Raw genomic sequence first — 24,003 nt, forward strand, 5'->3', positions numbered from 1 at the left:
AGGCTTTTTTTATTCTTTTATGATCAGATCAATTAAATATCAATTTTAGCATAACGTGCATTTTTTTCGATAAATTCACGACGCGGAGCAACTTCATCACCCATCAACATCGAGAAGATACGGTCACATTCTGCCGCGTTTTCAATAGTTACTTGTCTTAAAGTACGCGTTTCAGGATTCATGGTTGTATCCCATAACTGTTCTGCATTCATCTCTCCAAGACCTTTATAACGTTGTACGTGTACGCTATCCTCTTTACCACTTCCTTTCAAACGTTGAATTGCATTGATACGTTGGTCTTCATTCCAAGCGTACTCATGCTCTTTCCCTTTTTTCACCAAGTATAGCGGCGGTGTAGCGATATATACATATCCTCTTTCGATCAATTCCTTCATGTATCTGAAATAGAACGTCAAGATCAATGTTGTAATGTGGGACCCATCCACATCGGCATCGGTCATGATGATGATGCGGTGATAACGTAATTTTTCAATATTCAATGCCTTAGCATCTTCGGCAGTACCTACACTCACGCCCAAAGCTGTAAACATATTTTTGATCTCCTCATTTTCGTAGATCTTATGTTCCATCGCTTTTTCAACGTTCAGGATCTTACCACGTAAAGGCATGATCGCCTGATGCTTTCTATCACGACCAGACTTGGCAGTACCACCCGCAGAATCCCCCTCGACAAAATAAATCTCACATTTGGTAGGATCGTTGTCTTGACAGTCGGCTAATTTACCAGGAAGTCCGGAGCCCCCCATAACGGTTTTACGTTGGACCAAATCACGGGCCTTACGTGCAGCAGCACGTGCTTGAGCTGCAATGACAACCTTTTGAACAATAGATTTTGCCTCACGTGGATTCTCTTCCAGATAAACACCTAAGATCTCACCAACAGCAACATCTACAGCCCCCATCACCTCGGAGTTACCTAATTTCGTCTTCGTTTGTCCCTCAAATTGAGGTTCTGCAACCTTCACCGAAATTACAGCTGTCAATCCCTCACGGAAGTCATCACCGGTAATTTCCACTTTTAAGTTTTTAAGCAAACCTGACTTGTCCGCATATGCTTTCAAAGTACGTGTCAAACCACGACGGAAACCCGCAACGTGAGAACCACCTTCAATCGTATTGATGTTATTCACATAAGAATGGACATTCTCCGAATACGTATCGTTATATTGTAAAGCCAGTTCAACAGGGATACCTTGTTTCACGCCTTCAACATAAATTGGTTCAGGAATCAACGACTGACGGTTACCATCTAAAAATTTCACAAACTCTTTCAGACCACCCTCTGAATAGAATGTTTCTTTCTTTTCAGAACCGTCTTCATTAGTCTCCCGCTCATCATTCAACGTCAAACTCACACCTTTATTTAAAAATGCAAGTTCACGAAGACGATTTGCCAATGTATCGTAATTATAAACGGTAGTCTGCGTGAAAATTGTCGCATCTGGATGGAACGTTACAATAGTACCCGTCTTATCCGAAACACCAACTTCTTTCACATCATACAAGGGCTTACCAATTTGGTATTCTTGCTGGAAAATCTTTCCATCGCGATGAACCTCAGCCTTCAAAAGGGTAGATAGTGCATTCACACAGGAAACACCGACACCATGCAGACCACCAGAAACCTTGTATGTATCTTTATCAAATTTACCTCCGGCGTGCAATACAGTCATTACAAGCTCTAAGGCTGATTTATTCTCTTTTTTGTTGATTCCTGTAGGAATACCACGACCGTTATCCCGGACAGAAATCGAATCATCTTTATGGATAGTAACAAAGATATCTGTACAATATCCTGCTACAGCTTCATCGATTGAATTGTCAACAACCTCGTATACCAAATGGTGCAATCCTTTTACACCGGTGTCACCAATATACATGGATGGACGCTTACGAACCGCCTCTAAACCCTCTAATACCTGAATATTATCGGCCGAATAGGTGGATGCATTTTTATTTTCTTCGCTCATTGAAAACCTCTTAAATGTAATATTCAAAAATACGAAATTTTGGCCGATTTATCAAGTCCGTGAACAAGTATTGAACCTATATTCCGAATTATAATACACAGGATAATTTTACTTTTTTATTACTAAAAACTAGAATTTCGATTTTTTTATGTTAGGTTTGTTTTCAGTAATAATTTGCAAATAACAAAAAAATGAACACTATATTTTCAATTGTATCGAAAGTTTCCTTTGGCCTTTTATTGGTTGGAACTATTGCATCATGTAACCAAGGTGCAAAAACAACAAACGAACCTGCAAAAAATGATTCCAATACGGTAAGCAAGGAGAGCCAGGGAAGTAACAAAGATAAAATCGTCTATTTAAACTCGGATTCACTTTCTGAAAAATATCAATATTTTAAGGACATTAAATCAAAGCTTGAAAACAAAGTAAAGAAAGCACAAACGGATCTGCAATCTAAAAGCACTGCATTCCAACGGGAAGTTGCCGAATATCAAAAAAATGCAGCTACAATGTCTGCCCCTGATAGACAAGCTACTGAACAAAAACTAGCACGTAAACAAGATGAGCTTGCACGTTTAGATCAAACAGCTTCTTCCTCTATTGCAAAAGACGAGTCTGAAGAATTCAACAATGTTTATAATAAAATTACCGAATTCCTGAAAAAACATGCAGCAGAAAATGGCTACAAACTGGTGCTGACCTATTCAAAAAGCAACCCAACTGTATTGTATGCTGACCCATCTCTGGAAATCACGAATGAGGTAATCAAACAGTTAAACGAAGAATATAAATCTTCAAACAAATAGAAGGTTATAATAATTTAGGAAAGCCATCAACTGAGTTGATGGCTTTTTTTATTTTCTTTCTTATCTTGTCCTTACTAAAATTGGATTTATGGTCAGAACGATTGTTGAAAAGGAAATCGCAAACTACGAATGGATAGATATAGCTGAGCCAACCTCAGAAGACTTCACCTTTATCAAAGAGCGCTTCAATTTGAATGAAGCTTCGATCAAGGATTCCAAAGAACCAGAACATCTACCGAAAATTGAAGAATTTGAGAATTATACCTTTGTTATTCTCCGTGTCATGTCGGACAATTTCAAGGAAAATTCAGACAGCATCGGGGAAATCACCGATCGCCTGACCATCTTCTACGGAAGTGATTTTGTGATTACTGTACACAAACGTCGTATCGAGTTTTTAGAAAAACTTAAGAATATTGAATTCACGTCCATCAAGACAAAAAATAGCCGTAAACTGGCTGTATTTATCACGACTGCGGCTGTATTCACCTTTAGTCAAACCTTAGAGCAACTTTCAACACGCATCGATGCATACGAAGAATTGATTTTCCTCAAACGCATGAAACAACAGCCAATACTGAAAAACCTCTATTTTATCAAAAGGCAGATTGATGTTGCACGAAAGGTCATCTTTCTCTACAGAGAGGTCGTTGAGCATTTTCATTCCTCGTCCAAAAAAGATGTCTATACCCGCGATTTAAAAGATCTCCAGGTCCGGACATCAACCTTGTACGAAAACTTATCGGAAAATGTAGCACAGCTACTGAATGTATATTTCAACATCTCGTCTAATCACACCAATGAGATTATGCGCATCCTGACGATTTTCTCCGTATTTTTTATGCCAATCACTTTTGTGGCAGGAATTTATGGAATGAATTTTAAAAATATGCCCGAATTAGAATGGTACTATGGATATCCAGTGGCCATGGGAATCATGGTTGCCATATCCCTTGCGATTTATTTGTGGTTCAAAAGAAAAGGTTGGCTATAATAAGCCAACCTTTTTCTTTGTAGGGGTAACCACAAAATCTTTAAGATAGAATGGCTCGAAATAAGCAACATCCTCAAACTCTTTCCGCTGAAATTTATCAAAGGCCAACAGCGATAGAAAAGCCGCGGAAACATTAAATCCGCTCAGCACATCCACGCGATCCGTTGCACTGAACAAATCCTGGAATTTATCGGCTCCCGAACCAAATAAATGGACACGATGGTAGTTCAGCAATAATTCATTGAAATACTCAACATCGATGATTTCCGCAGATGTCGCTCTCTCCAATATAGCGTTATGATTATAAACTGCTGTATAGACTTCCATCCGACGGGCATCGAGCATAGGAAGGTAAGCTTCATCTTCTGTTAAACCGAATTGCCCTTTATAGCCTAAAAACAACGCTTCTAACGTGTTAATAGCGATTAAAGGTACATCTAAGGCATAACAGAGACCTTTGGCCGTAGACACCCCTATCCGCAAGCCTGTATACGAGCCTGGCCCCATACTCACCGCAACAGCGTTCAAATCCTGCATCTTTCGGCCTGTCTGTTTAAGAATTTCCTCAATCAAAATAGTCAATTTAGCCGCATGAGCATTTGGTTCATCGAGATCGATGACTTGCAACGTTTGACCATTTTCACTCAAGGCAACCGAACATACAGCGGTTGATGTATCAATTTGTAAAATTAAATTATTCATCGTCGTTATAGAAATCAAGGTACAGGATCATGCCCATGGCCACCCCAAGGGTTGCAACGTGCGATTCGTTTCAAAGCCATCCAGCCACCTTTAAAAGGACCATATTTCAAAATAGCTTCCTTACCGTACTGAGAACAGGTAGGTGTATATCTACAATTGGCGCCTAAAAATGGTGAGATAAAAACTTGGTAGAAACGAATAATAGCCAAGAAAATAAAACTAAACAAGGGTCTAATCCCCTTTTTCCAAATAAGCTTCAGCACATTCATCCTGCAATTTTTTCAGCATTTTATTCATTGCGGTGCTAAACACATCATACGCTAAGATCTGCTTGCCTACATATTGAATAGCTAAATACAAAGTTACATTATGTTTCAACAAAAACGGAATCAAATCATTCGATTTTTGTAAACGGTAACTCTCACGCATCATTCGCTTAATCGAATTGCGATCAACTGCTCTTTTGAACCTACGTTTGGATACGGAAATGATAGACTGACTGGAGGGAATATGGTCAGTCAAGTTGTTTTTCTCGAAGATAAAAACAACCCTAAACGGATACAAAACAAAAGAAGAACCGCTTTTAAAAAGCGCATCAATACGCCTTTTCGCACATAACCGTTCTTCTTTTGTAAATGTATTTTTCATACGATGACTTAATCTTACTAGAAAAAGCTCTTATAAGTGGCCACCGATCCTTGTCAAAGATTAACCTTTGTGACGGTATTCGTCAGACACTGTAAGACGTTTTCTACCTTTAGCTCTACGTGAAGCTAATACTCTTCTACCGTTTGCAGAGCTCATACGCTCTCTAAAACCGTGTTTGTTTCTTCTTTTTCTTTGCGATGGCTGAAATGTTCTTTTCATGACGCTATTATGCTAATTTGTTCTTACTTCAATTAATACAAAACTCCCCAAGAGGAATGCAAAAGTAAAGTTTATTTTAGACAAAAACAAACAATATTACGAACATTTAAAGTTAATGTGAAGCAGACAAGCTAATTTATTCAGCTACAGCTTCAAAAAACAATTTTTCAACTACCATAAAATAAAAATCAGCACAGTTTGACTGTGCTGATTTTTATAAATGAAGTATATACCTTACACTATTTATTTTTCAGAATATCCCTGATCTCAGTCAAAAGTGTTTCTTCTTTCGTCGGTGCTGCAGGTGCCGCAGGAGCTGCTTCCTCTTTACGTTTCAATGAATTTAAAGCTTTGATAACACAAAAAATACAGAATGCTACAATTAAAAATTGAATAACCACATTAATAAAGTTTCCATAATTAATGGATACTTCAGCTTGTTTAGTAGCCTCATCAGCGGCCTTCAGAATCAATTTTTTGGATGAAAAATCAACACCGCCTGTTAAATAACCAATGGGCGGCATGATAATATCGTCAACCAATGAGGTGACAATTTTACCAAAGGCTCCACCGATAATAACACCGACAGCTAGATCGACCACGCTGCCGCGCATTGCAAACTCTTTAAACTCTTTTAAAAATCCCATATTTAAATTTTTTAGTCCATAAATTATGACAAAACTAGTAATTGTCACATAAATCTAATTAAAATATGCCAATTTTTTATCGTTAAACTCATATTGTGCTATATTTTCTACCCTATGTCCTGTTTATATGAAAAGACACGCAACTCGCACCGCCCCAATTTTTATTAACTTAATTTCTTATATTTGCGCGTTAACTAGTAAAATATCAAGATATATTGTATATTGTTAGTACTTTATTTCATACGGTAATTAAAGCCCAGCATCAGATAGCATATCTATGAAAAAGATTCTTATAGCAGACGACCACGGTATTGTACGGTTAGGAGCCTCCGTTATTATTAAAGAAACTCTTCAAAAGGCAGAAATATTCCAAGCTGAAACCTTTGACGAGGTTCTTGAAAAAATAAAGGTAGAGGATTTCGACCTGTTATTGTTGGACATTAATATGCCGGGAGGAAATAATATACGGGTCGTTGAGGAGATCCTTCAAATTCGACCAAGCATCAAAATTTTGATTTTCTCGTCTTATGACGAATCACTATATGCGCTACGCTATATCGAAGCAGGAGCGGTAGGCTACCTCAACAAAACAACAGCAATGGCTGAACTTTCCAATGCCATTCTGGCTATTCAGGATAGAGGGAAGTATATGTCGAGCAATGTACAGGATCTATATATTCAGAAATTAACACAGAGCAAGTCTGAACTGACGAAGCTAAATCCGTTGGCACGTCTGTCAAATAGAGAGGTGGACGTTGCTAAACAATTAATAAAGGGACTGGGGATTATTGAAGTATCTAGCTTGTTGGAGTTAAGCCCTTCAACAGTGAGCACGTATAAAAGCAGAATCTTTGAAAAACTCAATGTTTCTAATATTCCTGAACTTATTGAACTTTTCAGAATACACTCCAACAACTAGTCATTTTGTTGGAGTGCATTTTTATCCTACTAAATTAACTCATCCATCGTAACAACTGGAACATCTTTTACGTTCAGGTCTTCTAAAGGGTGAGATTTCTTATAAGAATACCCCACCTCTGCTTCTAAATCCCATAACATCGGTGCTAAAAAGTTGAGGCAGGTCGTAAATCCTTGAACCGTTGCAGAAAAATCACCTGTATCTTTCGAATTCTTAGCTTCGTTTTCGATCTCAAAGGGACCACTGAAACCACGTTCTTGCAATAAGTCAACAAAGCCTCGCCAATCCATGCTATCGGATCCACCAAAGCCTGGTAACATTGCTTCATAGTGATGTCTATCCCAGTCATGCCCAGGAATACTTACGTTGGCCTTTTTAGCCAATTCAGCATCAACATGCTGCATAGGGTACATTCCACCCCAATCAATACGTGCAGCGGTCTGTAAATTACGTGTAGTCTTCACATGTATACGCTGTAAGCGGCTGATGTCTGTATTACGAATAACTTCAATCGGATTTGTATTTTGCCAAACATCATGCGAAGGATCATAAATCTCGCCATGAGCTTTACTCGGAATCATCGCATACATTAATTTACGAGCGGCCAGCACAGCGGGAAGATTGTTATAGGTAGAGCTATAACGTGATGAGCGCCATCCTTCCATTGGGCAATTCTCATAGAGGATGGTTACACCTAAACTCTCTGCATAATTAACAATGGGAGCAAATACACGTTTGTATTCTTCAAGATTTTTTTGAAATCCATCAATTTGATTGCCCAATTCGTGATTATATCCAACGAATGTTCCTACCTTGACGTTATTTGCATCACCACCAAGCAAATGTGCAATACGGATCAATTTCAATAAATGATTTTGATTCTTCACACGTTGCTCAGGATCACCACCAATCATATTTTCAAAAGCACCAAGCGAAAGTTTTAAATCAGCCTGATTGAACAGCTCAATTATTTCCCTCGCTTTTGCAGGAGTAAAATCATCATAATCCAAATGTGTTGCAGTATGATCTTCTCGGGTACCATCTTTTCTAAACACACAGAGGTCTATCCCCCCCGCCCCGATTCTTTTGGTCGTCTGAATCAACTCCGGTAAGGATAATTTATCAAATGCAGAACTCATTACCCATACAGGGTTATTTAATTTTGTCGTCATAGCTTGTATAATTGTCTTATTTCGGTATTTAAAGATACTAAAAAAGCCATCCGATTGGATGGCTTTTTGTTATTTTATGGTGAATCAACTAGTCTACATTGTCATGTAGAAAAGAATTGTTCGGTCTGATTTCAGTATTTCCATCTTCAAAAGAAAGTGTAAAACGAGACACCTGCGATTGTGAAGAATGCGGTGTATCTTCCAATGACATTTGTTTTCTCTTATAAGCAGGCTCATTTTCCAACTCATGTAGCCCATTAGAAGATTTTAATTTCATGCTTAATTCTTTAAGACGCAAAATACGTTCTTTCGTACGAACGAGCTGATCTTCAAACGACACCTGTTCTTCTTCCACTTGCGGGACTTCTACTTGTTCATTTGTTGTACTTGATGAAAAAGTAGGTTTCTCCTCATATGCTGAAGCTGAAGGTGCTGTATAAGAATCGAAGACTGTTGGCATCTGGAATTGAAACACAGATGGCGAAGTTTTCAATTGAAAATCATTGTCTCCAAATGAAGTCTCCTCTTCATAACCACCATCAAAACCTAAATCATGACGTATAACTTGAGGTTCCTCAACAGCCACCTGTTGTTGCACAGCATTTCTTGGTGAAGTGAACAAATCAGATTGCAAATTATTTGGAGTTGGCGTATTTGAAGAAGGGACTGGTGTATCCACACGTTGAACCGGAGTCACGAAACTATTCGTAGCTGGAACTTCTCTTGGTGCTACCTGAGAAACAGGTTTGATAAAAGAATTAGCCGGTTCAGCAGTTAAGGGCATAGACACCTTTGTATTTTCACGTTCTTTATCGCGTTCTTCAGATGTTTGAAAACCGGTAGCAATAATTGTTACTGACAACTCATCTTCAAAGTTCTCGTCAATACAGTTACCCCAGATCAAATCAGCTGACAAACCAGCTTTTTCCTGAATGTAATCCGTAATGATTGCCACCTCATCCATTGTTACTTCTTTTGTTCCAGAAGTAATATTCAATAAAATATAGCGAGCGCCTTCGATCTCATTGTCTTTCAATAAAGGCGAAGCCAAAGCACCTTCTACAGCGCGTAATGCACGGTCTTCACCTTCAGCTATTGCGTTACCCATAATAGCAACACCGCTATCATTCATGACGGTACGTACATCTTTAAAATCGACGTTTACATAACCAGGGATCGTAATAATTTCGGCAATACCTTTTGCAGCGGTAGTTAAAATATCATCCGCTTTCGCGAAAGCAGCTGTCATCGTTAGATTCCCGAAGATTTCACGCAAACGATCGTTAGAAATAACAAGATAAGAGTCTACATATTTACGTAATTCCGAAAGTCCTTCCTCCGCTTGAGAACGACGGCGTTTACCTTCAAATGTAAATGGTGTCGTAATAATCGCAACAGTTAAAATACCCAATTCTTTGGCAGCTTTCGCCAATACCGGGCTAGCACCAGTACCAGTACCACCGCCCATACCAGCTGTAATAAACAACATCTTGGTATTGGTACCCAACATACGTTTAATATCTTCAATACTTTCGATTGCTGAATTTTCACCTACATCAGGATCTGCTCCTGCTCCCATACCTTCGGTTAGACTTATTCCCAATTGAACTTTATTTGGGATCGGGCTCAATTCCAATGCTTGCGCATCAGTATTACACACGATAAAATCTACCCCACTAATTCCTTGTTTATACATGTGGTTTACGGCATTGCCGCCACCACCACCAACCCCAATAACCTTGATTATTGAAGATTGTTCTTTTAACATTTCAAACTGTATTGACATAACTTATCCCTATTTAACTTACAATGAAGATGATATCAGAACGAATCAAACCCACTATATGTAATGTAATAATAATATAATTTCAACAAAAGTTTTCCACATTTGTTAAATTGTGGAAAACTTCAACTATTGTGGAAAACTTACTTCTTATCTAAAAAACTTGCGTCATCGATTTCGTTACCGTCTTTGATAAAACGTTTGAACCATGACAATAATCCTTGCTCTTTTTGTTGTTGTTCAGAAACCTCTTTTGTTGTCACCGTAGCAGCCTGCACTTTTTTCGATGGGGCGTGCATTTCTCTACGGCTATCTTCTTCTTCCTCATGGGATTGAATTCCCTTAATCAACAAGCCAATACTTGTTGCATACAAAGGGCTTTTCAATTCTTCGAACAACGGTTTTGGTAAAACCTCATTCTTAGAAAGATATTCATTCGGAAATCCGATACGACAATCTATTCCAGTAATATACTCAACAAGTTGTACCAAATGTTTTAATTGAGCACCACCACCGGTAATAACAATACCACCGATCAGTTTATTTTCATATCCAGAAGATTTGATTTCATAGTACACGTGCTCAATAATTTCTTCCATTCTAGCTTGAATAATATAAGCCAAATTTTTAACGGAAATTTCCTTTGGTTCACGACCTTTCAATCCTGGCACACAAATCACCTCATTTTCTTTATTTTCATCAGCTAGAGCCGATCCGAAACGAGTTTTCAACAATTCAGCCTGAGAACGCAAAACAGAACATCCTTGACGGATATCTTCCGTTACAATATTACCGCCTAAAGGAATCACAGCAGTGTGACGAATAATTCCTTCATGGAAGATGGCAACATCCGTGGTTCCACCACCGATATCCACTAATACAACGCCAGCATTTTTTTCGTCTTCATCCAATACAGCTTCGGAAGACGCTAAAGGCTCGAGAATTAATTCAGCAACTTCCAGATTGGAATTATCAATACATTTCTTGATATTTTTAATATCCGTCACACGTCCCGATATAATATGAAAATTTGCTTCAATACGACGACCAGCCATACCGATTGGTTCGCGAATTCCGGGTTCGTTATCTACCGTAAACTCTTGTGGTAAAACATGTATAATTTCTTCTCCTGGAGGCAGTACCAGTTTATACATATCCGAAATCAGTCGTTCGATATCGCGTCGAATGATTTCATCATCACCATCAGTTTTGGTAAATATTCCACGGTGTTGAATACTTTTGATGTGTTGGCCAGCAATTCCCACATTCACCACTTTAATATCCACATTGGACTGTGCTTCGGCTATCTCGACAGCCTCTAAAATGCTTCCCACAGTTTTCTGGATATTAGCAACCACCCCTCTGCTTACACCTGCAGAGTCAGCTTTGCCCACACCTAATAATTCAATTTTGTTTCCTGAGCTACGTCTCCCAACCGTAACACAAATTTTGGTAGTACCAATATCGAGTCCCACGATAATTGGGTTTTCTCTTTCAATTTCTGCTGCCTTTGAGTTCATAATTTCCTGTATTGTTGCTGTATTACTATAATGTATTATTTGCTACTTTTTTTGTTTGATCATCTGAAAAACTCCAGTTTCCCCTCTTTTCACAGATAATCTGACCTCCATATTTTACGTTGACAACACCGTAAGCATTTATACCCACTTTTGGCATGATCTGCGTATAAAAGGTCTTTAATAATTCAAATTTTTGTTCCAATGAATCTGCCGATCCAACAATCAACTGCTGTGTCCCTATACGAGGCACAAGTTCAATATCCTTATCCCCGTTGACATATATCTGCACAACTTGATTACTCCATAATTCATCGTTTTTGATAAACTCAATAACCTTTACCAAATCTTTAACCAAGGGCGTTGATATGGTATCCAGTGCTTCATTATATCCTTCTGCGATGTTACCCGTTGCAACCATGATATGCGGTATATACTTCAACGTTGTCGGTATCTTCAACCCATTGGGGTCCACATAAAATTCCTTTCCATTTTTGTTGATGACCCGCATGACAGCCTCGCGCTGACTAATATTAATTCTGATCGTACCATCCATATCGGCATGTATACTGGCATCGGAAACATAAGGTAATTTGCGCAAGGTTTTTTCAACCTTTTGAAAGGGAATTCCATTGACTTTCTTTCCCGCAAAACTACCATAGTTTTGTTCTATCAGTTTGGAGATATCAGCCTGATCAATAAAAGCTTCTGTGCCTTCAATGACAATTTTAATATCTTTACAAACCTGCTGCTCATCACGTTTCCCCACAATAGTCATAATCACGACGACAACTATTACGCCGATAAAAAACAGCGTAAAGTAGAGTACACGATTCCATTGTATGTTACGTAATTTTTTAAGCATGCCCTAAAATTTCCTGTAACGGTTTAACCAATTTATCAATATCACCTGCCCCAACTGTAACAATCAGTTCCGGCTTTTCATCGCGTGCGAATTCCAAGACTTCTTCTGCAGTTACAAGCTGTTTTTTCTCTGCCGTAATTTTATCCAATAACCAACTCGAATTGATCCCTTCAATTGGAAGTTCCCGAGCTGGATAAATTTCCATTAACAACAGATTGTCTGCCATGGACAGTACCTCTGCGAAACCATCCACAAAATCCCGTGTACGGGAAAATAAATGCGGCTGAAAGACCACATTTAGTTTTTTTGTAGGATACAATTTACGCATCGAAGTTAAAAATGCACGCAGTTCCTCTGGATGGTGCGCATAGTCATCGATATACACCGTTCCAGGTTTACGGACAATATATTCAAACCTTCTTTTTACTCCTTTGAATGTTGTCAATGCCTTCTTGATCGCTTCATTTTCAATCCCAAGTAAACGGGCTACTGCAATCGCGGCTACCGCATTTTCAACATTGTGGGTACCAGGAATACCTAAATGGATATCATCTATCCGCCCGTTGGTATCTTGGTAGTCAAAAAAGAACTCTCCGTCGCGTACATGCACATTGGAAGCATATGCATCAGCGATTTCATGGCCTGAATAACTTATTTGTCCAGCAAACTCGAGGCCTTTTTTTATAATACGTGTACCTCCTTCAACTACTTTATCCAAGAACAATTGGAATGATTCGAGCAGATGGCTGCGATCTCCATAAATGTCCAAATGATCCGCATCAGAAGAAGTTACTATTGCGATATTGGGGTGAAGCGTCAGAAATGAGCGATCAAACTCATCAGCCTCAACCACAACTGTATTATTATTTCCATAAAGCACATTGGTACCGTAATTAGAACTGATTCCGCCCAAAAAGGCAGAACAGTCGTAACCCGAATCTTTCAATACATGTGCCACCATTGTAGAAGTTGTCGTTTTACCATGTGTACCGGCAACAGCGACCGTAAATCTACTCTCACTAATGATCCCCAAAACCTGCGATCTCTTATATAGTATATGTCCTTGAGATTCCAAAAAAGCTTTAATCTTCGAATCTTTAGGAATGGCTGGTGTAAAAATGACTAATGTCTCCGCTGTAGGTACGTGAAAAATAGCATCAATCGTATTGATATCATCCTGATATGAGATCGCGATTCCTTCCTTGACTAAGGTTTTAGTCAGCTCAGTTTCTGTACGGTCATATCCATTCACCTCACAGCCCAAATGCTTAAAATAGCGCGCAAGACCACTCATGCCTATACCACCTATTCCGATCAAGTAAACTTGTTTTATTGCATCTAGATTCATACTTCGTCTATTTTTTATTTACCAATTTATACACCTCCTCGGCAATCTGCACGTCAGCATTCAACTTACCGAGTTTTTTAATATTTTCACTTAATTGTGCGACATGATCTGCGTCTTTTAATAAAGTTAAAGCAGCAGGCACCAGGTCTTTTTTTGCATCACTATCCTTAACCAACAATGCAGCCCCCTTATTGACCAATGCCATTGCATTTTTGGTCTGATGGTCTTCGGCCACATTGGGCGAAGGCACAAGGATAACAGGCTTACCGACTACACAGAGCTCAGAAATCGTACCCGCTCCGGCGCGGCTAATAATTAAATCTGCCGCTGCATAAGCATAGTCCATACGTTGTAAAAAGGCCAACATCTTAATATTCTGTGGCAATTTCCCCGCTAACTCTTCCTGCAACTTTTCGACATAGAAACTACCGCATTGCCAGATTACTTGCACATCCTCTCCCTTTAATTCATTTAGGTAAGCAAGCACACTTTCATTTAATGTTTTAGCCCCCAAACTTCCACCGAGCACCAAAATTGTCTTTTTGTGTGGATCTAACCCAAAGAACGTTAAAGCTTCTTCTCTTTTCCCTGCAATCGCTATAGACTCACGTCTTATTGGATTCCCTGTGAGTAACAGCTTCTCCGCAGGAAAAAATTGCTCCATCCCCTCATAGGCGACACATATTTTTGCTGCCTTTGCCCCAACTTTTTTATTGGTCACACCTGCATAGGAATTTTGTTCCTGTACAACGGTTGGCACGCCCAATTTATTCGCCATCATTAACAAAGGTCCGGAGGCAAAGCCCCCTACACCTACAGCCACATCCGGTCTAAAATCCTTAATTACACTTTTTGCCATATTCAAGCTTTTCATAAGCTTAAATGGCAAGAAGATATTTTTCCACAGCTGTTTTCTATTGATCCCCTGGATATCAAGTCCAATAATTTGATAACCGGCAGCTGGCACTTTATCCATTTCCATCCGGCCATTGGCACCCACAAATAGAATTTCATTTGCAGGATCCATTTCCTTCAGTGCATTTGCAATTGAAATCGCCGGAAAGATATGTCCTCCGGTTCCACCACCACTAATAATTACACGAATTGCCATGCTCAATTTTTTATTATGCTGGAATTGATCCTATAACCACTTTTTTCGGTTTAGGCTTTTCATCCAGCTCTTCTTTACCTTTTAATTCTTCAATATTTCTGCTCACACTCAGGATAATTCCTAAAGCGACACTCGTAAATAAAATAGATGTTCCTCCCATACTCACGAGTGGAAGCGGAACCCCCGTAACTGGTCCTAAGCCTACAGCAACAGCCATATTTGCTAGGGCCTGAATCGTCAAACTAAATCCCAAACCCGCTGCCAGAAAAGTACCGAAAGCTTTGGGACTCATCGTGACAATACGTATACATCGATACATAAAGGCCAGATATAGAAATAGCAGGATTACCCCACCGACTGTCCCGTACTCCTCTATAATAATAGCATATATAAAATCTGAGTAAGGATGCGGCAACACATTACGCTGCACGCTATTTCCAGGTCCTTTTCCAAAAAGCCCACCCGTTGCTATCGCAATTTTCGCATTGTTTGCCTGATAATTTTTATCATCCTGGAAGGATACCGGCGTCGTTTCATCTTTCTTCTCTACACCAAAAAAAGACTTCACACGACTATAATAGGTTGCACGCCGAGGACCAATAGAAACGACTATAATTCCTAGCAAAACAACCCCAGCAGATACAATAGCAATCTGTTTAAAGGATATCCTCCCGATCAAAAGCAATAAAACACTCACTCCAAATAGCATAATCGCAGTGGACATGTTGGCCCATGCAATCAACACGAAAACCCCACATACGGACCCCATGATGGGCAAAAATGACTTTTTCACATCTTTGATCTCCTCCTGTTTCCGGGATAACATCCGTGCAAGAAAAACAATCAATGACAGTTTTGCTAAATCTGACGTTTGGAATGTCATCCCAATACCTGGTATGGTCAACCAACGACTGGCCTGGTTTACGCTACTTCCAAAAGCTAAGGTGAATAGCAATAAGGGAATTGTAATTCCCATTAAGATTTTGGAAATCCCTGCATAATACCGATAATCCAACTTGTGAGAAAGATACATGAGGACAAAGCCAATAGCGATAATAGAGAAGTGCTTTAACAAATACATTTCTGTTCCCTTCCCTTCTTTATACGCCAACGTACCCACCGAACTGTATACAGCCAAGAGTGACCATCCCGATAAGATAATCACAATGATCCATATCCATCGATCACCCTTCAATTTAGACATTATATTCTGTAGCATATCCTTCCTCCTCTTATTGGGTTACACCATTTATAATTCCATTACAGCCGCTTTAAATTTATCGCCACGATCTTCATAGTTTTTGAACCAATCAAAACTAGCACAAGCAGGAGACAATAAGACGGTATCACCTTTTTGGGCCAGGTGTGAAGACAATACCACGGCATCTTGCATGGAGGTACTGTTGACAATAATCTCCACATCTTGTTCAAATGCTTTATGAATTGCAGCCGTATCTTTTCCCAAACAAACAATAGCGCGCACTTTGTCTTTGACCAAATCAGCAAGCATACTGTAATCATTTCCTTTATCTACACCTCCTAATAACAATACGATTGGTGTAGAGAAACTTTCCAAAGCATACCATACCGAATTTACATTCGTTGCCTTTGAATCGTTAATGTAATTTACACCGCCGATACAGGCGACATGTTCCAGGCGATGTGGAATATTCACATACGAGCCCATGCTCTCTTTCATCACTTGATTTCTCAATTCCTGCACTTTCGCAATTAACCCAGAAGCCATGCTATTATAAATATTATGCTTCCCCTGCAATGACAATTCCTCAGCTCTCATAGTGAATGTATCGTTATTTGGTGTATTAATAATTATTGTTTTATTGGCATTTAAATAAGCGCCCAATTCAACAAGTTGTTCCTGTGTAAAAGGCAAATAGATCCCTTTACTATGATGTCTTTCCAATCCTTTAATTGTTTCTGGATCGTCCAGACAGTATATAAAATAATCGTTCTCCGTTTGATTCTGAATCATCCTGAATTTTGAATCCACATAATTTTCCATTTTATGGTCATAGCGATCCAAATGATCAGGCGTAATATTCAATATAACAGCAACATCTGCTCTAAAATGGTACATATCGTCCAGCATAAAGCTTGATATTTCCAAGACATAGCAATCAAACTGTTCTTTAGCTACCTGAAGCGCAAAGCTCTTTCCAATATTACCGGCCAATCCAACATTTAAACCGCCATGCTTAAGCATTTCATAAGTCAACATCGTCGTCGTAGACTTTCCGTTTGATCCTGTAATACAGATTAACTTTGCGTCGGTGTATTGTGCAGCAAATTCAATTTCTGCAATCACGGGTATATTCTTTGCTTTCAGAGCGACCACCAAAGGCACCGTCTCTGGAATACCGGGGCTCTTCACAACCAAAGCGGCATTCAAAATCCGTTCTTCATCGTGGTTACCTTCTTCAAAAGCTATTCCCTCGGCTTTCAATTGTTCCTTATAGTGGTCCGCAATCAGTCCTTTATCTGATACAAATACATCAAATCCCTTTTCTTTTCCAAGAATAGCCGTTCCAACACCGCTTTCGCCGGCGCCTAAAATGACCAAACGTCCAGATTGAGGATAATATATTGTTGCAATGTTTGACATCATTATCTAATTTTCAATGTTACAATAGTAAGAATGGCCAATATGATTCCTACAATAACAAAACGTGTTACAATTTTCGCTTCGTGATACCCCTTCTTCTGAAAATGGTGATGTAATGGCGACATCAAAAAGATCCGTCTACCCTCACCATATTTCTTCTTCGTGTATTTGAAATACGACACTTGAAGAATAACCGACAGGTTTTCCAACAGAAATACACCACATAAAATCGGAATCAACAGTTCTTTCCGAATCAGGATAGCAAAAGCAGCAATTATACCTCCTATTGCCAAACTTCCCGTATCACCCATAAAAACTTGGGCAGGATACGTGTTATACCATAAGAAACCTACGCAAGCCCCCACAAATGCCCCGGCGAAAATCACGAGTTCTCCGGAATTGGGGATATACATAATATTGAGGTAATCCGAAAAGATTACGTTACCTGACACGTACGCCAAAATGGCTAAAGTAACACCGATGATAGCGGATGTACTCGTGGCTAAACCATCGATACCGTCCGTAATATTTGCACCGTTTGAAACGGCCGTAACGATAAAAATAACGACAACTAAAAAGACGACGAAAGTCAGATAATCGCTCTGTAGTCCGAATATTTTAAACACCTTAGCATAATCAAACTCGTTATTTTTATAAAACGGAATATTTGTCTTAGATGATTTCACGTTTTCAGCATAGGTCTTCTCACCTGTGCCTTCATTGATAACCACTTCAACGGGCTTGGTAGAGGTTGGTTTATCCACGCCTTTTCGAACAACAATATCCGGATGAAAGTACATCGTACAAGCAATTATGGCTCCCAAACCTACTTGTCCAACAACCTTAAACTTACCAGCCAATCCATCTTTATTATGTCTAAAAACCTTTATATAATCATCTAAAAATCCAATTGCGCCCATCCAAAGTGTTGTCACAATCATGATAATCACATAGATATTCGTCAATTTTGCAAATAATAAGGTCGGGATAAGGATACCTGCAATGATGATGATCCCACCCATTGTTGGCGTACCAGCTTTCTTTTTTTCTCCTTCAAGCCCCAAATCACGAATTGTCTCTCCGACTTGCTTATTATGCAAGAATTGAATCAATTTTCCCCCAAAAACCGTGGTAATAATCAATGAAGCGATTACGGCCATAGATGTCCGAAAGGAGATGTATTGAAACAAACCTCCTCCAGGTATATGAATATATTCGCTAAGCCACGTAAAAAGATGGTACAACATATTTCTATTGTTCGTTAAATGTATTCTCTAAAACTTCTTTATCATCAAAATGATGTTTCACACCATTTACATCTTGATATTTCTCATGCCCTTTTCCTGCCACTAGGATAATATCCCCCGGATTAGCCAGCTGATATGCTGTGCGTATGGCTTCTTTACGATCCGCTATAGAAAGCGTCTTCGCCTTTTGGTCTGCTGCCACACCAGCTTCGATATCTCTAATAATCTGATAAGGATCTTCCGTCCGCGGATTATCAGATGTAATTAAAAAACGGTCACTATAACGCAGAGCCGCCTCTGCCATTTCAGGTCTTTTGGTCTTATCCCGATCGCCGCCGCATCCTAACACCGTAATGATTTTTTGCTCTGGACGTCGCAATGAACTTATAGTCTTCAACACATTTTCAACCGCATCAGGTGTATGCGCGTAGTCTACAATTCCAAAAACACCCGAAGCCGATTTCATCGTTTCAAATCGTCCTTCTGCTCCTTTCAAGGTACTAAGTGCGGTCAACACTTTCACCGTTTCCTGCTCAAGCAAGATAGCGGCAGCATAAACCGCCAAAAGGTTATATGCATTGAAATCGCCGATCAATTTCACCCATACTTCCTGTCCGTCAACACTCATCAACATACCATCGAAATGGCTTTCGATCACCTTTGCTTTAAAATCTGCACCAGAACGCAAGCCATAGCTTTTCCGATGTGCCACTGTATTTTGAAGCATGACCTGGCCATTTCTATCGTCAGCATTCGTCAAAGCAAAAGCATTCGCATCCAAATCATCAAAAAACTTCTTTTTCGCTTTAATATAGTTATCAAAAGTTTTATGAAAATCAAGGTGATCATGCGTAATATTTGTGAATATTGCACCCGCAAACACCAAGCCTGCAATACGTTCCTGAACGACAGCATGTGAACTAACCTCCATAAATGCATAGTCACAGCCATCATCAACCATATCCCGTAACAATTTATTCAATTGAATAGGGTCCGGTGTTGTATGTGTTGCTGGTATAATCTTCGTTCCAATCTGGTTTTGCACCGTAGATAATAAGCCTACATGGTAGCCCAACTCAGTAAACAGCTGAAACAACAATGTAGCTACTGTCGTTTTACCATTTGTGCCGGTCACACCGACCAACTTCAACTGTTCCGAAGGATTTCCGTAAAAATTAGCGGCAGCCACACCCAAAGCATATGCCGAATCGGCTACTAAAATATAGGCAACAGAGTCTAACGTCTCTTTTGGCAACTCCTCTACAATAACTGCTCTTGCTCCCGAAGTAATTGCCTTGTCTACAAACAAATGACCATCTGTTTGAACACCTCGCACTGCGATAAACAAACTTCCCAACTCCACTTTTCTGGAATCAAAGCACAAAGAGTGCACATCGACCTCTTCAAGGTTCCCTACAACCTGCTGTACAGGAATAGCATGCAATACTTTTTTTAAATCCATCATTACTTAAGTTCTAAATTTATCGCCGTTCCAAAAGCCAGTTTCTGTCCTGCAGCTAACGACTGCATTCCAACTCTTCCTTTTCCTGTCACGTGCGCTTTAAATCCTGCATTCTCCACAACATATAAAGCATCCATCAATCCCATTCCGACAACATTTGGAACGATTCCTTCTTTATATTTTAAATCTATGAATGGTACGCCTCGTGTCGAGGTATCCACCTCTCCCCGCGCAATCGTATCCCAATTCACGGTATTAATCCCCAATTTATCGTACACTTTTTTACTAGCTTCCTTCGACCCCTGCAAAGTCAATGGCATTCTTCCGCCCACATTAACTGCTTTAAACGTCTTTTTTCCCTCCATCTCCATATCGTTTGCATATACCATGTCTGCAAGCTCTTTAAATACAGGACCTGCAATCGATGCCCCATAATATCCATTTCTCGGATTACGAATCACGACAATAATGGAATATTTTGGATCTTCAGCTGGAAAATACCCAGCAAATGAAGATTGATATCGTCTAGCACCGTACCCTCTCGAGCCATCAGCCATCTGTGCCGTTCCTGTTTTACCACCAGAGCTATACAATGGGCTAGCAACACTTCTACCTGTCCCTTCAGTCATAACGCCTTCCATCATTCCCCGCACCTCTGCTAAAGCATGATCCGAGGCGATCTTTTCATTAATGACTTTCGCTTGAAACGTTTGAATTGTATTTCCTAAATGCCGAATTTCTTTAACAAATAGCGGCGCTATCAACTTACCATTATTTGCGACAGCATTATAAAATGTCAACGTTTGCAATGGCGTAATTTTCATTTCATAGCCGTAAGCCATCTGTACCAGCGACAACCCACTCCAGCTTTTACTTTTCGAAGATTTCACCAAGGGCACCCCTTCACCCGGAATTTGCAGATCTAGCGTTTTTCCAAAACCAAAAGAATGCAGTTTTGATGTAAACTGATCTGGGTTATCTTTATAAGCCTGATAAACAAACTTAGTAACACCCACATTCGACGATTCCTCAAAGGCCCTTTTCGCAGAAATTATAGACTTCTTAGGCGCATGTGAATCACGAATGGTATGCTTGTAAATTGGCCAATTACCATTACCAATATTCACTGTTGTACTCGAGTCTATTTTCTTATCATCAATCAAAGCCAAATAAGAAGCCAACTTAAATGTTGAACCTGGATCTGCACTTTGCGCAATTGCAAGATTGAACTTTTCACGATAGACCCCATCTTTATCACGCATAAAATTGGCCACCGCACGCACCTCTCCTGTTTTCACCTCCATCATCACAACACAGCCCTCATCCGCGTTACTTGTAATCATCTGCTTCTCCAGGGCCCTTTGCGCCATATCCTGCATATTCACATCAATGGTCGAGATAATATCAGACCCATCAACCGGAGCAACCTCAATATCTTTGTTGACAGGAATCCATACCCCACCGGCAATACGCTGCATTAACCTCTTCCCGCTTTTTCCGTCGATATATTCTCCATACGCACCTTCCAGTCCAACATGAATATCTTCTTTCACATTTTTATAACCGATGGTCCTCGCAGCGAGATTGACAAAAGGTAAAATGCGCTTATTCTGCCTATCAGTAATCAAACAACTTGGAAAACGTTCCTTGTTGACACGAGCAGATTTAAGTAAAGGAAATTGTTTTACCCGTTTTAAATCCTGATGTGACACATTACGTTTGAGCAACAAGTAGCGTTGTTTTTTATTGCGCGCCTGTTTTAATAATGTCAAATACTGCCGCGATGATTTATCTTTAAAAAAATCAGCAAGTTTAATAGCCAAGGAGTCAACTTTCAAATTGAAATACTCTTCACCCTCTTCCGGAATAGCCATTGCATCAAAACGAAGCTCATATTCAGGCACTGATGTTGCCAACAAGCTTCCGTCATTTGAATAGATATTACCACGAGCAGCCTCAACCTCTCGTTCCTGAATAGAAAGGCTATCCGCTAAAGCTTTCCAATGCTCTCCATCGACATACTGCAACTTTGTCATTTTTCCAAATACCAAAAACGCAAGTAGTACGATAAGCCCAAAAGCAAAATAGACACGAACAAGAATCGTATTTCTGATACTCATAACTCTTCCTATTTATCTTCCTTATTCTCTATAACTTCAACTTTGATCGGTGGCTCCACACGCTCTTTCAATCCCAGCGAATCTACACGTTTGGCAATTTCTGTCTGTGTAGACATTTTCATCAGTTCGGCGGAGAGCGATTTATGATCCCAGCCCAATTCCTTCACCTCTTTACTCACTTTATCGATACTCCGAATAGTTCGCTCTGCAAAATGACGATTGGAAATATACAACAACATCAGAAAAGCGATAAAGGCTCCAAACGGCAAGTACTGCAATATTTTATTTAACGAAAGGTCTCCAACGGTAAAAAGCGTTTTAATAAACGCTTCTGTTTGTTCCGCCTTTTCTTCGACAGTTTCTTGTAGTTCCTCCTGAACTTCTTCACTCAATTCTTTCTGTCTTATCGTATTTCTGCTCATCCTCTCGCTCCATTTTTAAGACAAATCCAACTTTTCAGCAATACGCAGTTTCGCACTGCGCGATCTATTATTTACCGCCAACTCTTGCGCAGATGCCGTAATTGCTTTACGGCTCAACACATGAAATGGCTTAATTTCATTTCCAAAAAAATCCTTTTCAACTTCTCCTTTAAACTTCCCTTTGGCCATAAAATTTTTGACCAAACGATCTTCCAGAGAGTGATAGGACATCACCGCCAATCGACCTTCAGCCTGTAGCACATCAACTGTTTGCAACAAAAACTCCTGTAAGGCTTCCAGCTCGCGATTCACTTCTATACGAAGCGCCTGAAATACCTGCGCATGATACTTATGTTCTTTACCTTTCGGAACCATCCGTTGAATCACCTCTTTCAATTCGGCAACAGTCTGGATTGGCTGTGCCAAACGTGCAGTAACAATTGTTTTCGCAAGCGACTTGGCATTCATGATTTCACCATACATCCCAAAAATACGGTGAAGATCCTCCTCCGAATAAGTCGCCAAAAGCGACTTCGCATCTAAATCACCAACTTGATCCATACGCATATCCAGATCCGCGTCAAAGCGAATAGAAAACCCACGATCAGCCGCATCAAATTGATGCGAGGAAACACCTAAATCTGCCAAAACACCATCTACAGAACGTACTCCTTCCAACCGAAGGCTATTCTTTAAAAACCTAAAGTTTTGATGTATCAATGTAAAACGAGGATCGTCAATTGCATTCTCCAATGCATCGGGATCCTGATCAAAAGCAAACAGCTTCCCTTTTGGCCCCAATCTCTTCAAAATCTCCCGAGAATGACCACCACCACCAAAAGTTACATCCACGTAGATACCATCCGGCTTAATAGCCAAAGCATCCATGCATTCTTGCAACATTACCGGAACATGATATACATTCTCCATACGCTTATAGTCCAAAATTAATATCCCCCATTACCTCTGCCGCCAAAGATGATATATCCTCTACTCCGCCATCACCCATCAATTCCTCATATCCTTCTTTTGACCAAACCTCAATCTTATTAAACTGACAAGCCAAAACCAATTCAGTGCTTATGCCCGCAAATTCCAACAAACTTTTTGGTAACAAAACACGCCCCGCAGCATCCAACGTTAATTCCGTAGCGCCACGCGTAAAAGCACGAACAAACGCCCGTACTTTAGGATCGAATTGATTCAATTTCGCCAGCTTAGCCGTCATCAAATCCCACTCTTCTCTTGGATAAAATACCAGATGTTTCTCAAAACCGCGATTCACTACAAGGCCATCCCGCTCTACATGAGGCATTTGCCTCTTGAGCGCAGCTGGCAACACCATTCTTCCTTTGGCGTCTAACTTGCATTCGAATTCTCCGATCAACTGAGTCATGTCGTCAA

The 24,003-nt window shown here is 39.8% G+C and carries 23 protein-coding genes; 3 read left to right on the top strand and 20 right to left on the bottom strand.

Going from position 1 to position 24,003, the window contains the following annotated elements; genetic code table 11:
- Nucleotides 1-32: 32 nt before the first annotated feature.
- Nucleotides 33-1,991: a DNA topoisomerase (ATP-hydrolyzing) subunit B gene (gene gyrB, locus B4N43_RS19370; protein WP_286735911.1), complete on the bottom strand. Its 1,959-nt coding sequence runs from the start codon at nt 1,989-1,991 to the stop codon at nt 33-35.
- Nucleotides 1,992-2,182: 191 nt separating this feature from the next.
- Here gyrB and B4N43_RS19375 point away from each other — a divergent pair, with 191 nt between their 5' ends.
- Together B4N43_RS19375 and B4N43_RS19380 are read left to right on the top strand one after the other, a co-directional pair.
- Nucleotides 2,183-2,800, top strand: coding sequence for an OmpH family outer membrane protein (locus B4N43_RS19375; RefSeq protein ID WP_088160428.1), 618 nt, complete (start codon nt 2,183-2,185; stop codon nt 2,798-2,800).
- 88 nt (nt 2,801-2,888) lie between these two features.
- The gene (locus B4N43_RS19380; protein WP_088160427.1) at nt 2,889-3,794 is read left to right on the top strand and encodes a CorA family divalent cation transporter; all 906 of its coding nucleotides are present in this window, start codon (nt 2,889-2,891) and stop codon (nt 3,792-3,794) included.
- Here the strand turns inward: B4N43_RS19380 and tsaB are convergent.
- The 5 genes from tsaB to mscL form a co-directional block, all read right to left on the bottom strand.
- Nucleotides 3,789-4,496: a tRNA (adenosine(37)-N6)-threonylcarbamoyltransferase complex dimerization subunit type 1 TsaB gene (tsaB, locus tag B4N43_RS19385; RefSeq protein ID WP_286735913.1), complete on the bottom strand. Its 708-nt coding sequence runs from the start codon at nt 4,494-4,496 to the stop codon at nt 3,789-3,791. The genes B4N43_RS19380 and tsaB overlap by 6 nt on opposite strands.
- Nucleotides 4,497-4,510: 14 nt before the next feature.
- Nucleotides 4,511-4,765 (bottom strand): membrane protein insertion efficiency factor YidD, encoded by a 255-nt coding sequence (yidD, locus tag B4N43_RS19390; RefSeq protein WP_075991293.1) that lies wholly within the window; start codon nt 4,763-4,765, stop codon nt 4,511-4,513.
- The gene (locus B4N43_RS19395) at nt 4,728-5,144 is read right to left on the bottom strand and encodes a ribonuclease P protein component (RefSeq protein ID WP_088160425.1); all 417 of its coding nucleotides are present in this window, start codon (nt 5,142-5,144) and stop codon (nt 4,728-4,730) included. The genes yidD and B4N43_RS19395 overlap by 38 nt, the downstream gene beginning before the upstream one ends.
- Before the next feature lie 60 nt (nt 5,145-5,204).
- Nucleotides 5,205-5,363, bottom strand: coding sequence for a 50S ribosomal protein L34 (gene rpmH / locus B4N43_RS19400; protein WP_075991291.1), 159 nt, complete (start codon nt 5,361-5,363; stop codon nt 5,205-5,207).
- Nucleotides 5,364-5,602: 239 nt separating this feature from the next.
- A complete protein-coding gene (gene mscL, locus B4N43_RS19405; RefSeq protein WP_286735914.1) occupies nt 5,603-6,010 on the bottom strand; it encodes a large-conductance mechanosensitive channel protein MscL in 408 nt (135 codons plus the stop codon).
- Nucleotides 6,011-6,287: 277 nt separating this feature from the next.
- On the opposite strand from mscL, the gene B4N43_RS19410 reads away from it, so the two are divergent.
- Nucleotides 6,288-6,929, top strand: coding sequence for a response regulator transcription factor (locus B4N43_RS19410; protein ID WP_120335355.1), 642 nt, complete (start codon nt 6,288-6,290; stop codon nt 6,927-6,929).
- A gap of 29 nt (nt 6,930-6,958) precedes the next feature.
- On the opposite strand, the gene B4N43_RS19415 is transcribed toward B4N43_RS19410, so the two are convergent.
- The 14 genes from B4N43_RS19415 to mraZ form a co-directional block, all read right to left on the bottom strand.
- Nucleotides 6,959-8,101, bottom strand: coding sequence for a sugar phosphate isomerase/epimerase family protein (locus tag B4N43_RS19415; RefSeq protein ID WP_286735915.1), 1,143 nt, complete (start codon nt 8,099-8,101; stop codon nt 6,959-6,961).
- A gap of 88 nt (nt 8,102-8,189) precedes the next feature.
- Nucleotides 8,190-9,887, bottom strand: a complete 1,698-nt coding sequence (ftsZ, locus tag B4N43_RS19420) for a cell division protein FtsZ (RefSeq protein WP_088160422.1) — start codon at nt 9,885-9,887, stop codon at nt 8,190-8,192.
- Nucleotides 9,888-10,027: 140 nt separating this feature from the next.
- Nucleotides 10,028-11,404 (bottom strand): cell division protein FtsA, encoded by a 1,377-nt coding sequence (gene ftsA, locus B4N43_RS19425; protein WP_070564959.1) that lies wholly within the window; start codon nt 11,402-11,404, stop codon nt 10,028-10,030.
- A gap of 25 nt (nt 11,405-11,429) precedes the next feature.
- Nucleotides 11,430-12,266, bottom strand: a complete 837-nt coding sequence (locus tag B4N43_RS19430) for a cell division protein FtsQ/DivIB (RefSeq protein ID WP_120335351.1) — start codon at nt 12,264-12,266, stop codon at nt 11,430-11,432.
- Nucleotides 12,259-13,614 carry a UDP-N-acetylmuramate--L-alanine ligase gene (gene murC, locus B4N43_RS19435; protein WP_286735916.1) on the bottom strand — a complete coding sequence of 452 codons (1,356 nt, stop codon included), beginning with the start codon at nt 13,612-13,614 and terminating at the stop codon, nt 12,259-12,261. The genes B4N43_RS19430 and murC overlap by 8 nt, the downstream gene beginning before the upstream one ends.
- A 7-nt stretch (nt 13,615-13,621) precedes the next feature.
- Nucleotides 13,622-14,725 carry an undecaprenyldiphospho-muramoylpentapeptide beta-N-acetylglucosaminyltransferase gene (murG, locus tag B4N43_RS19440; RefSeq protein WP_286735917.1) on the bottom strand — a complete coding sequence of 368 codons (1,104 nt, stop codon included), beginning with the start codon at nt 14,723-14,725 and terminating at the stop codon, nt 13,622-13,624.
- 13 nt (nt 14,726-14,738) lie between these two features.
- Entirely contained in the window at nt 14,739-15,944 is a 1,206-nt protein-coding gene (locus tag B4N43_RS19445) for an FtsW/RodA/SpoVE family cell cycle protein (protein ID WP_145328211.1), read from the bottom strand.
- 30 nt (nt 15,945-15,974) lie between these two features.
- Nucleotides 15,975-17,348, bottom strand: a complete 1,374-nt coding sequence (gene murD, locus B4N43_RS19450; protein ID WP_286710369.1) for a UDP-N-acetylmuramoyl-L-alanine--D-glutamate ligase — start codon at nt 17,346-17,348, stop codon at nt 15,975-15,977.
- Between the two features lie 2 nt (nt 17,349-17,350).
- The gene (mraY, locus tag B4N43_RS19455) at nt 17,351-18,595 is read right to left on the bottom strand and encodes a phospho-N-acetylmuramoyl-pentapeptide-transferase (RefSeq protein WP_201665954.1); all 1,245 of its coding nucleotides are present in this window, start codon (nt 18,593-18,595) and stop codon (nt 17,351-17,353) included.
- A 4-nt stretch (nt 18,596-18,599) separates the two neighbouring features.
- Complete coding sequence (locus B4N43_RS19460; protein ID WP_088160417.1) at nt 18,600-20,060, bottom strand: UDP-N-acetylmuramoyl-L-alanyl-D-glutamate--2,6-diaminopimelate ligase; 1,461 nt, start codon at nt 20,058-20,060, stop codon at nt 18,600-18,602.
- Entirely contained in the window at nt 20,060-22,177 is a 2,118-nt protein-coding gene (locus tag B4N43_RS19465) for a penicillin-binding protein (RefSeq protein WP_088160416.1), read from the bottom strand. Before B4N43_RS19465 ends, B4N43_RS19460 begins: the two co-directional genes overlap by 1 nt.
- Nucleotides 22,178-22,185: 8 nt before the next feature.
- Nucleotides 22,186-22,599 carry an FtsL-like putative cell division protein gene (locus B4N43_RS19470; protein WP_075991280.1) on the bottom strand — a complete coding sequence of 138 codons (414 nt, stop codon included), beginning with the start codon at nt 22,597-22,599 and terminating at the stop codon, nt 22,186-22,188.
- 15 nt (nt 22,600-22,614) lie between these two features.
- On the bottom strand, nt 22,615-23,529 hold the full coding sequence (gene rsmH / locus B4N43_RS19475; protein ID WP_286735918.1) for a 16S rRNA (cytosine(1402)-N(4))-methyltransferase RsmH: 915 nt from the start codon (nt 23,527-23,529) through the stop codon (nt 22,615-22,617).
- 4 nt (nt 23,530-23,533) lie between these two features.
- Nucleotides 23,534-23,995, bottom strand: a complete 462-nt coding sequence (mraZ, locus tag B4N43_RS19480) for a division/cell wall cluster transcriptional repressor MraZ (RefSeq protein WP_070564930.1) — start codon at nt 23,993-23,995, stop codon at nt 23,534-23,536.
- Between the last annotated feature and the right edge of the window lie 8 nt (nt 23,996-24,003).

Source organism: Sphingobacterium sp. UBA1897 (genome assembly GCF_002337775.1).
Classification (GTDB): Bacteria; Bacteroidota; Bacteroidia; order Sphingobacteriales; family Sphingobacteriaceae; genus Sphingobacterium; species Sphingobacterium siyangense.

Bases quoted from the DNA above. Each gene is read 5' to 3' on its own strand.
- B4N43_RS19445 (WP_145328211.1), bottom strand. From the start codon at position 15,944: ATGCTACAGAATATAATGTCTAAATTGAAGGGTGATCGATGGATATGG.
- B4N43_RS19415 (WP_286735915.1), bottom strand. From the start codon at position 8,101: ATGACGACAAAATTAAATAACCCTGTATGGGTAATGAGTTCTGCATTT.
- yidD (WP_075991293.1), bottom strand. From the start codon at position 4,765: ATGAATGTGCTGAAGCTTATTTGGAAAAAGGGGATTAGACCCTTGTTT.
- murD (WP_286710369.1), bottom strand. From the start codon at position 17,348: ATGTCAAACATTGCAACAATATATTATCCTCAATCTGGACGTTTGGTC.
- rsmH (WP_286735918.1), bottom strand. From the start codon at position 23,529: ATGGAGAATGTATATCATGTTCCGGTAATGTTGCAAGAATGCATGGAT.
- B4N43_RS19395 (WP_088160425.1), bottom strand. From the start codon at position 5,144: ATGAAAAATACATTTACAAAAGAAGAACGGTTATGTGCGAAAAGGCGT.
- tsaB (WP_286735913.1), bottom strand. From the start codon at position 4,496: ATGAATAATTTAATTTTACAAATTGATACATCAACCGCTGTATGTTCG.
- B4N43_RS19470 (WP_075991280.1), bottom strand. From the start codon at position 22,599: ATGAGCAGAAATACGATAAGACAGAAAGAATTGAGTGAAGAAGTTCAG.
- mraZ (WP_070564930.1), bottom strand. From the start codon at position 23,995: ATGACTCAGTTGATCGGAGAATTCGAATGCAAGTTAGACGCCAAAGGA.
- B4N43_RS19380 (WP_088160427.1), top strand. From the start codon at position 2,889: ATGGTCAGAACGATTGTTGAAAAGGAAATCGCAAACTACGAATGGATA.
- B4N43_RS19465 (WP_088160416.1), bottom strand. From the start codon at position 22,177: ATGAGTATCAGAAATACGATTCTTGTTCGTGTCTATTTTGCTTTTGGG.
- murC (WP_286735916.1), bottom strand. From the start codon at position 13,614: ATGAATCTAGATGCAATAAAACAAGTTTACTTGATCGGAATAGGTGGT.
- ftsA (WP_070564959.1), bottom strand. From the start codon at position 11,404: ATGAACTCAAAGGCAGCAGAAATTGAAAGAGAAAACCCAATTATCGTG.
- gyrB (WP_286735911.1), bottom strand. From the start codon at position 1,991: ATGAGCGAAGAAAATAAAAATGCATCCACCTATTCGGCCGATAATATT.
- murG (WP_286735917.1), bottom strand. From the start codon at position 14,725: ATGGCAATTCGTGTAATTATTAGTGGTGGTGGAACCGGAGGACATATC.
- rpmH (WP_075991291.1), bottom strand. From the start codon at position 5,363: ATGAAAAGAACATTTCAGCCATCGCAAAGAAAAAGAAGAAACAAACAC.
- mscL (WP_286735914.1), bottom strand. From the start codon at position 6,010: ATGGGATTTTTAAAAGAGTTTAAAGAGTTTGCAATGCGCGGCAGCGTG.
- B4N43_RS19375 (WP_088160428.1), top strand. From the start codon at position 2,183: ATGAACACTATATTTTCAATTGTATCGAAAGTTTCCTTTGGCCTTTTA.
- B4N43_RS19460 (WP_088160417.1), bottom strand. From the start codon at position 20,060: ATGATGGATTTAAAAAAAGTATTGCATGCTATTCCTGTACAGCAGGTT.
- mraY (WP_201665954.1), bottom strand. From the start codon at position 18,595: ATGTTGTACCATCTTTTTACGTGGCTTAGCGAATATATTCATATACCT.
- B4N43_RS19430 (WP_120335351.1), bottom strand. From the start codon at position 12,266: ATGCTTAAAAAATTACGTAACATACAATGGAATCGTGTACTCTACTTT.
- B4N43_RS19410 (WP_120335355.1), top strand. From the start codon at position 6,288: ATGAAAAAGATTCTTATAGCAGACGACCACGGTATTGTACGGTTAGGA.
- ftsZ (WP_088160422.1), bottom strand. From the start codon at position 9,887: ATGTCAATACAGTTTGAAATGTTAAAAGAACAATCTTCAATAATCAAG.